This window comes from Pseudomonas citrullilanati (assembly GCF_030580855.1).
GTDB classification, from domain to species: domain Bacteria; phylum Pseudomonadota; class Gammaproteobacteria; order Pseudomonadales; family Pseudomonadaceae; genus Aquipseudomonas; species Aquipseudomonas citrulli.
The window spans coordinates 36,863-51,229 of the sequence record NZ_JAUQOP010000005.1 but is presented as its reverse complement, the minus strand read 5'-3'; the positions used below and the strand labels follow the sequence as shown (position 1 = coordinate 51,229).

The following is a 14,367-nucleotide window of genomic DNA, read 5'->3' as shown; positions in this document are numbered from 1 at the left end:
CCCGCCAGCGCCGCTCGTCTTTTGCCCTGTTTTCGCCGTTTTTCTGCGTGTCAGACGGCTCCCAGGGGCGGAAAAAATCTGTAAACGACGTCACCGACACTGGATGCGACCCTCCCTGTACTGGATACGACCCTCCCTGTAGGCGTCGGATTTGCGCTGGTACATGATCAGTTACGGCTCGTTTGCAAGGCCGCGTGTCAGAGAGTGCCCACGCGCCGCCAACCGCAACATCCAATAAGCGTGCGGCTGTCCTGACAGGACACCGCCGATAAAACACCAGGAGTCCACCCATGAAAGGTTCCACGCCGTTGTTGTTGGCCGCCATGCTGAGTCTTCCGATGCTGGCCAACGCTGCAGAACCCGCGCAATGCAGCACCGTTAACTTTTCCGACGTCGGTTGGACCGACATCACCGTGACCACCGCCACCACCAGCGTGGTACTCGAAGCCCTGGGCTACAAGACCAAGACCACCATGATCTCCGTGCCGGTGACCTACAAGTCCCTGGCCGACGGCAAGAACATGGACGTTTTCCTCGGCAACTGGATGCCGACCATGGAAAACGACATCAAGGCCTATCGCGACGCCGGCACCGTGGAAACCGTGCGCACCAACCTCAAGGGCGCCAAGTACACCCTCGCCGTGCCGCAGGGGCTGTATGACAAGGGCCTGCACGATTTCGCCGACATCCCCAAGTTCAAGAAGGAATTGGACGGCAAGATCTACGGGATCGAACCCGGCAACGACGGCAACCGCCTGATCCAGAGCATGATCGACAAGAACGCCTTCGGCCTGAAGGACGCCGGTTTCAAAGTGGTCGAATCGAGCGAGGCCGGCATGCTCTCGCAGGTTGACCGCGCCTCGAAACGCGGCACCGACGTGGTGTTCCTGGGCTGGGCCCCGCACCCGATGAACACCCGCTTCAAGATCCAGTACCTGACCGGCGGCGATGACTTCTTCGGCCCGGACTTCGGCGCCGCCACCGTGGCCACCAACACGCGCAAGGGCTATAGCCAGGAATGCAGCAACGTCGGGCAGTTGCTGAAGAACCTCGAATTCACCGTCGACATGGAAAGCTCGCTGATGGGCAACGTCCTGGACGACAAGATGAAACCTGAAGCCGCGGCCAAGGCCTGGCTGAAGAAAAACCCACAGGTACTCGATACCTGGCTCGCTGGCGTGACCACCATTGACGGTAAACCTGGCCTGGAGGCCGTGAAAGCCAAGCTCGCGCAGTAATCGCTCATGTTATGCCGGGCGAGTTCGCTCGCCCGTGCTGTTTATCCCTTGCATGCGGACGTTCACTACCATGCTCATTGATCAGAAAATACCCTTGGGCCAGTACATTGCGGGCTTTGTCGAATGGTTGACGCAAGTTGGCGCCAGCACCTTCGACTCCATCGCACTGTTCCTGGAAACGATGATTCACGGCGTGACGTTTGCGCTGACCTGGTTCAACCCGCTGGCCCTGATCGGCCTGATTGCCCTGCTGGCGCATTTCATCCAGCGCAAATGGGGCCTCACCGTATTCGTCATCGCCTCGTTCCTGCTGATCCTCAACCTGGGGTACTGGCAGGAAACCATGGAAACCCTGGCCCAGGTGCTGTTCGCCACCCTGGTCTGCGTCGTGATCGGTGTGCCGCTGGGCATTGTTGCCGCGCACAAGCCGATGTTCTACACCCTGATGCGTCCGGTACTCGATCTGATGCAGACCGTACCGACCTTCGTCTACCTCATTCCTACCCTGACCCTGTTCGGCCTGGGTGTGGTCCCGGGCCTGATCTCCACGGTGGTGTTCGCGATTGCCGCGCCCATCCGCCTGACCTACCTGGGCATCCGCGACGTTCCGGAAGAACTGATGGACGCCGGCAAGGCCTTCGGCTGCTCCCGTCGCCAGCTGCTGTCGCGTATCGAACTGCCCCACGCGATGCCAAGCATCGCGGCCGGTATCACCCAGTGCATCATGCTGTCGTTGTCGATGGTGGTGATCGCCGCACTGGTGGGCGCCGATGGCCTGGGCAAACCCGTGGTCAACGCACTGAACACCGCTGATATCGCCCTGGGCTTCGAAGCGGGCCTGGCGATCGTATTGCTGGCGATCATGCTCGACCGAATCTGCAAACAACCCGACGCCAAAGTAGGGGGTGACGCATGAGCATCATTCGCTTCGACCAGGTCGACGTGATCTTCTCCAGGGATCCACGCGAGGCCCTCAAGCTGCTCGACCAGGGCATGACCCGCAACGAGATCCTGAAGAAGACCGGGCAGATCGTCGGCGTCGAGAAAGCCAGCCTGGACATCGAGAAAGGCGAAATCTGCGTGCTCATGGGCCTGTCCGGCTCAGGCAAGTCCAGCCTGTTGCGCTGCATCAATGGCTTGAACACCGTGAGTCGCGGCAAGTTGTTCGTCGAACACGAGGGCCGGCAGATCGACATCGCCTCCTGCAGCGCCGCCGAGCTGAAGATGATGCGCACCAAGCGCATCGCCATGGTGTTCCAGAAGTTCGCCCTGATGCCGTGGCTGACGGTGCGCGAGAACATCAGCTTCGGCCTGGAAATGCAGGGCCGCCCGGAAAAGGAACGGCGCAAGCTGGTGGATGAAAAGCTGGAGCTGGTGGGCCTGACCCAATGGCGCAACAAGAAACCCGACGAACTGTCCGGCGGCATGCAGCAACGGGTCGGCCTGGCCCGCGCCTTGGCGATGGACGCCGACATCCTGCTGATGGACGAACCCTTCTCGGCGCTTGACCCGCTGATCCGCCAGGGCCTGCAGGACGAGTTGCTGGAGCTGCAACGCAAGTTGAGCAAGACCATCGTGTTCGTCAGCCATGACCTGGACGAGGCCCTGAAGCTGGGCAGTCGCATCGCGATCATGAAGGACGGCCGGATCATCCAGTACAGCAAGCCGGAAGAGATCGTGCTCAACCCGGCGGACGACTACGTGCGCACCTTCGTCGCCCACACCAACCCGCTCAACGTGCTCTGCGGTCGCAGCCTGATGCGCACCCTGGACAACTGCAAGCGCATCAACGGTTCGGTGTGCCTCGACCCGGGCGGCGACTCCTGGCTCGACCTGGCCGAAGGCAACACCATCAAGGGCGCCCGGCAGAATGGCGCGGCACTGGACCTGCAGAACTGGACACCGGGCCAATCCGTCGAAGACCTGGGCCGCCGTCCGACCCTGGTGGATTCCAACATCGGCATGCGCGACGCCTTGCAGATCCGCTACCAGACCGGCAACAAACTGGTGCTTCACGATAACCAGAAAGTCGTCGGGATCCTCGGTGACAGCGAGCTGTACCACGCACTGCTGGGCAAGAACCTGGGCTGAGCCTCAACCCTGTGGCAGCCGGCTTGCGCGCGAATACGGTACGTCATTCATCGTCGGTGACTGACACATCGCCTTCGCGGGCACGCCCGCTCCCACAGGGTTTCGCTTTATCGAGTGCCGATTGCAGGAAACCGCCCGATTTTTTATTGATTGAACGTTCAATCAAAACAAAATAGACTGGCCCTCGTTCCATCGGACAATGCCTGTCCGCCCGATGATCGAGGAGAAAGACCGATGCCCAAGGTCGGTATGCAACCTATCCGCCGCCAGCAATTGATCGAAGCCACGTTGCAGGCCGTCGACCAGGTGGGCATGGGGGACGCCAGCATTGCGCTGATTGCCCGCTTGGCCGGTGTCTCGAACGGCATCATCAGCCACTACTTCCAGGACAAGAACGGCCTGATCGCGGCGACCGCCCAGTACCTGATGACGGTCCTGAGCGAGAACGTCACCGCACGGCGCCAGGCACTGGAGGATTCGAGCCCGCGGGCCCACCTGCAGGTGATCATCGAAGGCAACTTCGACGCCAGCCAGGTCAATGGCCCGGCAATGAAAACCTGGCTGGCCTTCTGGGCCACCAGCATGCATCACCCGTCGTTGCACAGGTTGCAGCGGATCAACGATCACCGCCTGTATTCCAACCTGTGTTGCCAGTTCCGTCGCGTGTTGCCCGTCGACCAGGCACGCAGCGCGGCACGCGGCCTGGCCGCGTTGATCGACGGCTTGTGGCTGCGCGGGGCGCTGTCGGGAGACGCGTTCGATACCGCCCAGGCCCACCGGATCGCTTACGAATACATGGATTTCCAATTGGCCAAGGCAAAGGCGCCAGAGCCCACAGAACCGCTCGACGCCTGAACCGTCGCCGGGCCGCGTAGTCAGCTATACACGACACGCTCCCGGTGGCAGCCAACCACTCATGCACTTGCGAGGACTTTATGGCCCGTTTCGAACTGCAAAAACTCTACATCGATGGCGCCTACAGCGATGCCAGCGGCGACGCCACTTTCGAAGCCATCAACCCTGCCAACGGTGAAGTGCTCGCCCACGTGCAGCGGGCCACGAAGGAAGACGTCGAGCGCGCCGTCGCCAGTGCCGAGAAAGGCCAGAAAGTCTGGGCCGCGATGACCGCCATGCAGCGTTCGCGCATCCTGCGCCGCGCCGTAGACATCCTGCGCGAACGCAACGATGAACTGGCGGCCCTGGAAACCCTCGACACCGGCAAGGCCTACTCCGAAACCCGCTACGTCGACATCGTCACCGGCGCCGACGTGCTGGAATACTACGCCGGCCTGGTGCCGGCCATCGAAGGCGAGCAGGTGCCGCTGCGCACCACTTCGTTCGTCTACACCCGCCGCGAGCCCCTGGGCGTGGTGGCCGGTATCGGCGCCTGGAACTACCCGATCCAGATCGCCCTGTGGAAGTCGGCTCCTGCCCTGGCGGCCGGCAACGCGATGATCTTCAAACCCAGCGAAGTGACTTCGCTGACCACCCTGAAACTGGCCGAGATCTACACCGAGGCCGGCGTTCCGGCGGGCGTGTTCAACGTATTGACCGGCAGCGGCCGGGAAGTCGGCACCTGGCTGACCGAACACCCGCGCATCGAGAAGATCTCCTTCACCGGCGGCACCGACACCGGCAAGAAAGTCATGGCCAGCGCCTCGAGCTCTTCGCTCAAGGACGTGACCATGGAACTGGGCGGCAAGTCGCCGCTGATCATTTTCGATGACGCCGACCTGGATCGCGCCGCCGACACCGCGATGATGGCCAACTTCTACAGCTCCGGCCAGGTCTGCACCAACGGCACCCGCGTGTTCGTGCCGAGCCACCTCAAGACGGCGTTCGAAGCCAAGATCGTCGAGCGCGTGGCGCGCATCCGCATCGGCAACCCGGAAGACGAAAACACCAACTTCGGCCCGCTGGTGAGCTTCGCCCACATGGAAAGCGTGTTGGGCTACATCGACAAAGGCAAGGCCGAGGGCGCCCGCCTGCTGTGCGGCGGCGGCCGGTTGACCGACGGCGAGTTCGCCAAGGGCGCCTTCGTCGCCCCGACCGTGTTCACCGACTGCACCGACGAGATGACCATCGTGCGTGAAGAAATCTTCGGCCCGGTGATGAGCATCCTCACCTACGAAACCGAAGAGGAAGTGATCCGCCGTGCCAACGACACCGAGTTCGGCCTCGCCGCCGGCGTCGTGACCCGCGACCTGAACCGCGCCCACCGCGTGATCCACCAGCTCGAAGCCGGTATCTGCTGGATCAACGCCTGGGGCGAATCGGCGGCGGAAATGCCAGTGGGCGGCTACAAGCAATCGGGCGTGGGCCGGGAGAACGGCATCAGTTCGCTGAACAACTACACGCGCATCAAATCGGTACAGGTCGAGCTGGGCGATTACGCGTCGGTGTTCTGAAACGGTCTTGAGTGAACTCAGTTGTGGCGAGGGGATTTATCCCCGTGGGCCGCACAGCGGCCCCTCCCAAGCCCACCCGTTTTCAGACAAGGCCCGTTGCCGCCCTTACGACCGCTGCGCAGCCCGACGGGGATAAATCCCCTCGCCACAGGTTGCGCCGGCGTCAAGGCGAATACGACCTGAACCCAACTTCAAAAGAGGGTGCATTTCATGTCCCAAGCATTCGACTACATCATCATCGGCGCCGGCTCGGCCGGTAACACCCTGGCCACCCGCCTGACCGAAGACGAAGGCGTCACGGTCCTGCTGCTGGAAGCCGGCGGCCCGGACTATCGCCTGGACTTCCGCACGCAAATGCCCGCCGCCCTGGCGTTTCCGCTACAGGGCCGACGCTATAACTGGGCCTACGAAACCGATCCCGAGCCGCACATGAACGGCCGGCGCATGGAATGCGGCCGGGGCAAGGGCCTGGGCGGTTCGTCACTGATCAACGGCATGTGCTACATCCGCGGCAACGCCCTGGACTACGACAACTGGGCCAAGCTGCCCGGCCTGGAAGACTGGACCTACCTGGATTGCCTGCCGTATTTCCGCAAGGCCGAAACCCGCGACATAGGCCCCAATGACTACCACGGCGGCGATGGCCCGGTCAGCGTGACCACGCCCAAGCCCGGCAATAACCCGCTGTTCCACGCCATGGTCGAAGCCGGCGTGCAGGCCGGTTACCCGCGCACGGAAGACCTCAACGGCTATCAGCAAGAAGGCTTCGGGCCGATGGACCGCACCGTCACGCCGAACGGCCGTCGCGCCAGCACGGCCCGCGGCTACCTCGACATCGCCAAGAAGCGCTCGACCCTGACCATCGTCACCCACGCCCTGACCGACAAGATCCTGTTCGAAGGCAAGCGCGCGGTCGGCGTGCGTTACCTGGTGGGCGCGGCAGAAGAGCGCGTCGAAGCCCGGGCCCGCAAGGAAGTGCTGCTGTGTTCCGGCGCCATCGCCTCTCCGCAGATCCTCCAACGCTCCGGCGTCGGCCCGGCCAAACTGCTGGAAAGCCTGGACATCCCGGTGGTCCACGACCTGCCGGGCGTCGGTGAAAACCTGCAGGACCACCTGGAGCTGTACCTGCAATACGCCTGCACCCAGCCGGTCTCGCTGTACCCGTCGCTGCTCTGGTACAACCAGCCGGCCATCGGCGCCGAATGGTTATTCAACGGCACCGGCATCGGCGCCAGCAACCAGTTCGAGGCCGGCGGCTTCATCCGCAGCCGCCCGGAGTTCGAGTGGCCGAACATCCAGTACCACTTCCTGCCGGTGGCGATCAACTACAACGGCAGCAACGGCGTGAAGGAGCACGGCTTCCAGGCGCACATGGGCTCGATGCGTTCGCCCAGTCGCGGTCGGATCCAGGCCAAGTCCAAGGACCCACGCCAGCACCCGAGCATCCTGTTCAACTACATGGCGACCGAGCAGGACTGGCAGGAGTTTCGCGACGGCATCCGCCTGACCCGCGAGATCATGCAGCAGCCGGCGCTGGACCCGTACCGTGGGCGCGAGATCAGCCCGGGGATCGAGGTGCAGACGGATGAGCAACTGGACCAGTTCATCCGCGAACACGCCGAAACCGCTTTCCACCCGTCCTGCTCGTGCAAGATGGGCACCGACGACATGGCGGTGGTGGACGGCGAAGGCCGCGTGCATGGCCTGCAAGGGCTGCGCGTGGTCGATGCCTCGATCATGCCGATCATCACCACCGGCAACCTGAACGCGCCGACGATCATGATCGCCGAGAAAATCGCCGACAAGATCCGCGGCCGCAAGCCGCTGCCACGCAGCACCGCCCCGTACTACGTGGCCGGCGATGCGCCGGTGAAAGGCAAGCCGCTGCGCGAAGTGGGGCCTATGGCGCAGTAAGGCGCTACACCGCCATCGCGAGCAGGCTCGCTCCCACAGGGGATCGGTGACAAACACAGTTTTTGTGACCAGCAAAGATCCGATGTGGGAGCGAGCCTGCTCGCGAAAGCGGTGGGTCAGCTTGCCTCAATATTGAATGTGCCGCCGCCTTCGCGGGCAAGCCCGCTCCCACAGGGGATCGGTGACGAACACAGATTTTGTGGTCACTGAAGTTCCGATGTGGGAGCGAGCCTGCTCGCGAAAGCGGTGGGTCAGCTTGCCTCAATATTGAATGTACCGCCGCCTTCGCGGGCAAGCCCGCTCCCACAGGGAATCGGTGGTGAACGCGGATTTTGTGATCACCAAAGGTCCAGTGTGGGAGCGAGCTTGCTCGCGAAAGCGGTGGGTCAGCTTGCCTCAATATTGAATGTACCGCCGCCTTCGCGAGCAAGCCCGCTTCCACAGGGAATCGGTGGTGAACGCGGATTTTGTGACCACCAAGTTCCCCTGTGGGAGCGAGCTTGCTCGCGATAGCGTCCGTCCTGACAAATTCCTGTCTGCCTTGATCCCTCCCCGTCCCAGGCCTACTCTAGAGCCGCCGCGTCAACGCGCCGCACCTCGCTGCACCGCCACTCCAGACAAGGAGGTTTCATGTTCGACTTTTACCCCCAGCTCAAGCAGCGGTTCGCTGCCTTGCGCACGGGCGCGGAATTCTTTTCCCTGCGTTATGTGCGCGAATCAGGCCAGCATCTGTCGGTGCGCAAGAATGTCGCCGAGCCACCCAGCCTGAGCCGTGACGAAGGGGCGATGCTCACCGCGCGGTTCAACGGTGTCGAGGCCTACGCCTCCACCAATGACCTGTCCCAGGGCGGCCTGCAGGCGGCGCTGGAGCGCGCCGAGCGACAGGCCCGCCAGCTCAAGCCCCATGCGCTGCTCGACCTGCGCGAGCAGCCGGTTGCCAGCGACCGCGCCGATTATTTCTCGCCGCATTTCGACCAGGCATTCCCCGCCCTGGGCGATTGCTACCAGATGCTCGGCGACGAATCGGCGGCGGTGCCCAAGGATGAGCGCCTGGTGAACTGGCAGGTCAGCATCGGCCTGACCCAGGTCGAGCAGATCTACCTCAACAGCGCCGGCGCCGAATTGCGCCAGGCCCAGCGCTTCATCTATCCGGCCCTGGACGTCACCGCGTTCGACGGCCAGGACAGCCAGACCCGCACCCTGGGCCGCGAGAACTTCGGCCAGCAAGGCGGCTTCGATGTGATCGAGCGCTGTGGACTGATCGGCGCCGGGCCGAAAATCGCCGACCAGGCCCTGCAACTGTTGATGGCGCCGAATACCCCGCAGGGCCCGCGAGATCTGCTGCTGATGCCGGACCAGATGATGCTGCAGATCCACGAATCCATCGGTCACCCGCTGGAACTGGATCGCATCCTCGGGGACGAACGCAACTACGCCGGCACCAGTTTCGTCAAAGCCAGCGATTTCGGCCACTTGCAGTACGGCTCCAGCCTGTTGAACGTGACGTTCGACCCGGGCATTCCCGAAGAACTGGCCAGCTACAGCCATGACGACGACGGCAGCCCGGCGAGCAAGCAGTTCCTGATCCGTGAAGGCCGGTTGCTGCGCCCCCTGGGTGGCGCGCTGTCGCAGTTCCGCGCCGGCCTGGAAGGCGTCGCCAACAGCCGCGCCTGCGGCTGGAATCGCCCGCCCATCGACCGCATGGCCAACCTCAACATCGAACCCGGCGACCAGTCGCTGGCGCAATTGATCCAGGGCATCGAGCACGGTGTGCTGATGCGCACCAACCGCTCCTGGTCCATCGACGACGCCCGCAACAAGTTCCAGTTCGGCTGCGAGTGGGGCCAGTTGATCGAGAACGGCGAGCTCAAGGGCGTGGTGAAGAACCCCAACTACCGGGGCATCTCCGCGCAGTTCTGGAAGAGCCTGCGGGCGGTGGGCGACGCCAGTACCTCCCAGGTGCTGGGCACGCCGAACTGCGGCAAGGGCGAACCGAACCAGGTGATCCGCGTCGGGCATGCGTCGCCGGCCTGTGTGTTCAGCAATGTCGACGTGTTTGGGGGAGATGCCTGATGAATGCTGTCAATACGAGCACCGCGAACAATCAGGCCGAGGCCTTCAAGGCACTGGTGGATTGGTTGCGCGCAGCGCTGCATGAATCCGAACAGTTCACCCTCGGCTACGCCGCCGAGTCCTCGGCCTTCGTACGTTTCAACCATGGCAAGGTTCGCCAGGCCGGGCAGGTGCAACAGGCCAACGTCAGTTTCAAACTGATCGACGACGGGCGCCACGCCGACCTGCAGATCACCTTGTCCGGCGAGGCCGAGACCGATGTGCAACGCCTGCAAGAAGGCTTGCAACAGCTTCGCGACACCCTGCCGCTGCTGCCCCGCGACCCGTACCTGTTGCTCAACCAGACCCCCTGGCAAAGCCAGGCCGTGCAGGATCATCCGCTGCCGGAGACCGAACAGGCCGTGGCCGAGATCGCCCGCGCCGCCGACGGCCTGGACCTGGTGGGAATCTACGCCGCCGGGCCCATCAGCCGCGGCTTCGCCAGTTCGTCGGGGGCGTTTGGCTGGCACCAGGCCAACAGTTTCAACTTTGATTTCAGCCTGTTCCACGAAAACGGCCAGGCGGTGAAGGCCAGCTACGCCGGGCATGACTGGAGCAGCGAAGGGTTCGCCCGGCGCTTCGCACAGGCCCGCGAGCAGCTGGCGTTCCTCGGCCGGCCGCTGCGCACGTTGCCGCCAGGTGAATACCGCGCCTACCTCGCGCCCGCCGCCCTGGAAGAAATCATGGGCATGCTCAGTTGGGGAGGATTCTCCGCCCAGGCGATCGCCAGCAAGCAGAGCCCGCTGCAGAAGTTCTACGCCGACGAAGCCACCTTCAGCCCTGCCGTCGGCTTGCGCGAACAGGTCAGCGGCTCCTTGAGCCCGGCGTTTTCCGACGAAGGCTACCCCCGTGACGACCTGGCGCTGATCGCCAAGGGCACGGCCAACGCACGCCTGGTCAACTCCCGCAGCGCCGCCGAATATGGCCTTGCCGCCAACGGCGCCAGCCGCTACGAGTACCCCACGGCGCTGGTCATGGACGAAGGTTCGCTGGAACACCAGGACATCCTCGAACGCCTCGGCACCGGGCTGTACATCAGCAACCTGTGGTACCTGAACTACTCGGACCAGCCGGCCGCACGCCTGACCGGCATGACGCGCTTCGCCACCTTCTGGGTCGAGAATGGCCAGATCCAGGCACCGGTCAGCACCATGCGCTTCGACGACAGCGTCTACAGCCTGCTGGGCAGTCAACTCGAAGGCCTGACCCGGGAGCGGGAACTTCTGCTCTCGGCCAGTACCTACAGCCAACGGGCCACGGCTTCGATGCTGTTGCCGGGGGCACTGGTCAAGCGGCTGACGTTGACTCTGTAAGAAGCATCGCGGGCAAGCCTTGCTCCCACAGGATGCTCATTGTCCTTGTGGGAGCATGGCTTGCCCGCGATGCAGCCACCACGGACTCCCTGACTCGAACAAGAGGCCCCATGCCCAACCGCGCACCGCTCGACGCCGTCACCGCCCGCTGGCTTCCGTGGGTGGTGGCCATTGCCTTCTTCATGCAGTCCCTCGACGGGACCATCCTCAACACCGCCCTGCCCGCCATGGCCCGTGACCTGGCCGAAAACCCGCTGCGCATGCAGGGCGTGATCATTGCCTACATGCTCACGGTGGCGCTGCTGATCCCGGCCTCTGGCTGGATCGCCGACCGCTTCGGCACCAAGAAGATCTTTTTCGGGGCGATCCTGCTGTTCAGCTTCGGCTCGTTGCTGTGCGCTTTGTCCAGCTCGTTGAACATGCTGGTCGGCGCAAGGGTGATCCAGGGCCTGGGCGGTGCGCTGATGTTGCCAGTGGGCCGGCTGGTGGTGCTGCGGGCGTACCCGCGCTCGGAGCTGGTGCGGATCATGGGCTTCATCACCATTCCCGGCCTGCTCGGGCCGCTGATCGGCCCGACCATGGGCGGCTGGATGGTGCAATACCTGACCTGGCACTGGATCTTCATCATCAACCTGCCGGTGGGCGTGATCGGTTGCTATGCGGTGTGGAAGTTCATCCCCGACCTGCGCGGCAGCGAGCGCACCCGGTTCGATGGCCTGGGGTTCCTGTTGTTCGGCGCGGCAATGGTGCTGATCACCATCGCCATGGAAGGCCTGGGGGAGCTGCACCTGCCACACCTGCGGGTGATGTTGCTGCTGTTCGGCGGCATGGCCTGCCTGGCGGCGTATTGGTTGCGGGCCGGGCATGTCGAGAACGCGCTGTTCCCGCCGTCGCTGTTCAAGACCCGGACCTTCGCCGTGGGTATCCTGGGCAACCTGTTCGCCCGCCTGGGCAGCGGCGCCCTGCCGTTCCTGGTGCCGTTGCTGCTGCAAGTGGCCCTGGGGTATTCGCCGTCCCAGGCGGGGATGAGCATGCTGCCCCTGGCGGCGGCGGCCATGGTCGCCAAGTCCGTGGCGCGCCCGCTGATCGAGCGCCTGGGCTATCGCATCGTCCTGACCGGCAACACCCTGGCCCTGGGCGTGATGCTGGCGAGCATGGGCCTGGTCAGCGAACAGACGCCGTACTGGCTGCTGTTGGCGCACCTGGCTGTCCTGGGGGCGATCAACTCGCTGCAATTCACGGCGATGAACACCGTGACCCTGATCGACCTGGACGACGCCAGCGCCAGCAGCGGCAATAGCCTGCTGTCGGTGGTGGCGCAATTGTCCCTGAGCCTGGGCGTGGCCTGCGCCGGCGCCCTGCTCGGCGGCTTTACCGCCCAGGTCGGCAACGACGGCGTGGAAACGGTGCTGGGCGCATTCCAGCTGACCTTCGTGACCGTAGGGGTCATGGCGATGCTGGCGGCGACGATCTTTTCCCAGTTGTCGAAGCAGGACGGAAGACGGCCCCGGCGCTCGGACGAACATATCGAGCACTAAGTCGCTTCGTGGCTTGGAGATTTTTGTGGGAGCAAGGCTTGCCCGCGATGCAGGCGACTCGGTTTTCCTGGGGAAATGCGTCGCCTGCTTCGCGAGCAAGCTTTGCTCCCACAGAGTTCCAGAGTTTCTGGATTTGCCAGCCCCCAGGGCAGGCCCTGCCCCCACAGCTCGTCCAGAACGTTCGAAGAAAGTGGCACGAGGCTGCTACACTGCGCGACATTTTGTTTTGCAGGCCTGCCCCGTGACCACCATTGCCACCGCTTTTAATACTTTGCCGCTGTCCGCCGCCATGCTGGCTAACCTCGAATCGCTCGGTTATGCCCAGATGACGCCGATCCAGGCGCAGAGCTTGCCGGTGATCCTCAAGGGCATGGACCTGATCGCCCAGGCCAAGACCGGCAGTGGCAAGACCGCGGCGTTCGGCATCGGCCTGTTGAACCCGATCAACCCGCGCTATTTCGGTTGCCAGGCGCTGGTGATGTGCCCGACTCGCGAGCTGGCCGACCAGGTGGCCAAGGAGATCCGCCGCCTGGCCCGTGCCGAGGACAACATCAAGGTCCTGACCCTGTGCGGTGGCGTGTCGTTCGGCCCGCAGATCGCCTCCCTGGAGCACGGCGCCCACATCATCGTCGGCACGCCGGGGCGCATCCAGCAACACCTGCGCAAGGGCTCGCTGGTCCTCGACGGCCTCAACACGCTGGTCCTCGACGAAGCCGACCGCATGCTCGACATGGGTTTCTACGACGCCATCGAAGACATCATCCAGCAGACCCCGGAACGTCGCCAGACGCTGCTGTTCTCCGCCACCTACCCGGTGGGCATCAAGCAGCTGTCGTCCAAGTTCATGCGCGACCCGCAGCAGGTGAAAGCCGAGGCGCTGCATTCCGACGCGCAGATCGAGCAGCGCTTCTACGAGATCTCGCCCGAGGAGCGCATGGACGCGGTGGTCAAGGTGCTCGCGCATTTCCGCCCGGCTTCCTGCGTGGCGTTCTGCTTCACCAAGCAGCAGGTCCAGGAAACCGTCGATCACCTGACCGCCAAGGGTATTTCCGCCGTCGGCCTGCATGGCGACCTGGAACAGCGCGACCGCGACCAGGTGCTGGCGATGTTCGCCAACCGCAGCACCTCGGTGCTGGTGGCCACCGACGTCGCCGCCCGAGGCCTGGACATCGATGCGTTGGACATGGTGATCAACGTCGAACTGGCCCGGGACTCGGAAATCCACATCCACCGCGTCGGCCGCACCGGTCGCGCCGGGGAAACCGGGATCGCCATCAGCCTGGTCGCACCGTCCGAAGCCCACCGCGCCCAGGCCATCGAACAACTGCAGAAGGCGCCATTGAACTGGGACCAGTTGGACAACCTCAAGCCCCAGGGCGGCGGCCCGCTGCTGCCGGCCATGAGCACCCTGTGCATCGCCGCCGGGCGCAAGGACAAGGTCCGACCCGGCGACATCCTCGGCGCCCTGACCGGCGAGGCCGGCATCCCTGGCGCCCAGGTCGGCAAGATCGCGATCTTCGATTTCCAGGCCTACGTGGCCGTGGAACGCGGCATCGCCAAGCAGGCCCTGCAACGCTTGAACGACGGCAAGATCAAGGGCCGCTCGTTGCGGGTGCGGATCCTGTAAGCGATCTTCCATCCAACGAAAGATCCCCTTGTGGGAGCGGGCTGTGTGGGAGCAAGGCTTGCCCGCGATGAAAACGCCGCGGTCTCTTGAGGACCGCAGCGCCTGGATCGCGAGCCAGCTTTGCTC

10 protein-coding genes are annotated in these 14,367 nt (G+C 63.9%); all 10 read left to right on the top strand.

Translation table 11 applies throughout. From position 1 onward, the window contains the following. Positions 1-290 precede the first annotated feature (290 nt). The 10 genes from Q6A48_RS05820 (at position 291) to dbpA (ending at position 14,241) form a co-directional block, all read left to right on the top strand. Positions 291-1,238, top strand: coding sequence for a choline ABC transporter substrate-binding protein (locus Q6A48_RS05820; protein ID WP_053151556.1), 948 nt, complete (start codon positions 291-293; stop codon positions 1,236-1,238). 70 nt (positions 1,239-1,308) lie between these two features. Continuing rightward, positions 1,309-2,154, top strand: coding sequence for a choline ABC transporter permease subunit (gene choW / locus Q6A48_RS05815; protein WP_042731604.1), 846 nt, complete (start codon positions 1,309-1,311; stop codon positions 2,152-2,154). Continuing rightward, positions 2,151-3,329: a choline ABC transporter ATP-binding protein gene (gene choV / locus Q6A48_RS05810; protein ID WP_304552600.1), complete on the top strand. Its 1,179-nt coding sequence runs from the start codon at positions 2,151-2,153 to the stop codon at positions 3,327-3,329. Before choW ends, choV begins: the two co-directional genes overlap by 4 nt. A 234-nt stretch (positions 3,330-3,563) precedes the next feature. After that, a complete protein-coding gene (gene betI / locus Q6A48_RS05805) occupies positions 3,564-4,184 on the top strand; it encodes a transcriptional regulator BetI (protein ID WP_304552599.1) in 621 nt (206 codons plus the stop codon). 80 nt (positions 4,185-4,264) lie between these two features. Continuing rightward, complete coding sequence (gene betB / locus Q6A48_RS05800) at positions 4,265-5,737, top strand: betaine-aldehyde dehydrogenase (RefSeq protein WP_304552598.1); 1,473 nt, start codon at positions 4,265-4,267, stop codon at positions 5,735-5,737. Between the two features lie 210 nt (positions 5,738-5,947). Further along, positions 5,948-7,651, top strand: a complete 1,704-nt coding sequence (gene betA / locus Q6A48_RS05795) for a choline dehydrogenase (RefSeq protein ID WP_304552597.1) — start codon at positions 5,948-5,950, stop codon at positions 7,649-7,651. Positions 7,652-8,281: 630 nt separating this feature from the next. Beyond that, positions 8,282-9,724, top strand: coding sequence for a TldD/PmbA family protein (locus Q6A48_RS05790; protein WP_304552596.1), 1,443 nt, complete (start codon positions 8,282-8,284; stop codon positions 9,722-9,724). Continuing rightward, a complete protein-coding gene (locus Q6A48_RS05785; protein ID WP_304552595.1) occupies positions 9,724-11,076 on the top strand; it encodes a TldD/PmbA family protein in 1,353 nt (450 codons plus the stop codon). The genes Q6A48_RS05790 and Q6A48_RS05785 overlap by 1 nt, the downstream gene beginning before the upstream one ends. A gap of 32 nt (positions 11,077-11,108) precedes the next feature. Next, positions 11,109-12,614, top strand: a complete 1,506-nt coding sequence (gene mdtD, locus Q6A48_RS05780; RefSeq protein ID WP_304552594.1) for a multidrug transporter subunit MdtD — start codon at positions 11,109-11,111, stop codon at positions 12,612-12,614. Between the two features lie 289 nt (positions 12,615-12,903). After that, positions 12,904-14,241, top strand: coding sequence for an ATP-dependent RNA helicase DbpA (gene dbpA / locus Q6A48_RS05775; protein WP_304552783.1), 1,338 nt, complete (start codon positions 12,904-12,906; stop codon positions 14,239-14,241). The last annotated feature ends 126 nt before the right edge of the window (positions 14,242-14,367 follow it).

Excerpts from the sequence above, each read along its gene's own strand:
- dbpA (WP_304552783.1), top strand. The coding sequence starts at position 12,904 with ATGCTGGCTAACCTCGAATCGCTCGGTTATGCCCAGATGACGCCGATC.
- mdtD (WP_304552594.1), top strand. The coding sequence starts at position 11,109 with ATGCTCATTGTCCTTGTGGGAGCATGGCTTGCCCGCGATGCAGCCACC.
- betI (WP_304552599.1), top strand. The coding sequence starts at position 3,564 with ATGCCCAAGGTCGGTATGCAACCTATCCGCCGCCAGCAATTGATCGAA.
- betB (WP_304552598.1), top strand. The coding sequence starts at position 4,265 with ATGGCCCGTTTCGAACTGCAAAAACTCTACATCGATGGCGCCTACAGC.
- Q6A48_RS05820 (WP_053151556.1), top strand. The coding sequence starts at position 291 with ATGAAAGGTTCCACGCCGTTGTTGTTGGCCGCCATGCTGAGTCTTCCG.
- Q6A48_RS05790 (WP_304552596.1), top strand. The coding sequence starts at position 8,282 with ATGTTCGACTTTTACCCCCAGCTCAAGCAGCGGTTCGCTGCCTTGCGC.
- choW (WP_042731604.1), top strand. The coding sequence starts at position 1,309 with ATGCTCATTGATCAGAAAATACCCTTGGGCCAGTACATTGCGGGCTTT.
- choV (WP_304552600.1), top strand. The coding sequence starts at position 2,151 with ATGAGCATCATTCGCTTCGACCAGGTCGACGTGATCTTCTCCAGGGAT.
- betA (WP_304552597.1), top strand. The coding sequence starts at position 5,948 with ATGTCCCAAGCATTCGACTACATCATCATCGGCGCCGGCTCGGCCGGT.
- Q6A48_RS05785 (WP_304552595.1), top strand. The coding sequence starts at position 9,724 with ATGAATGCTGTCAATACGAGCACCGCGAACAATCAGGCCGAGGCCTTC.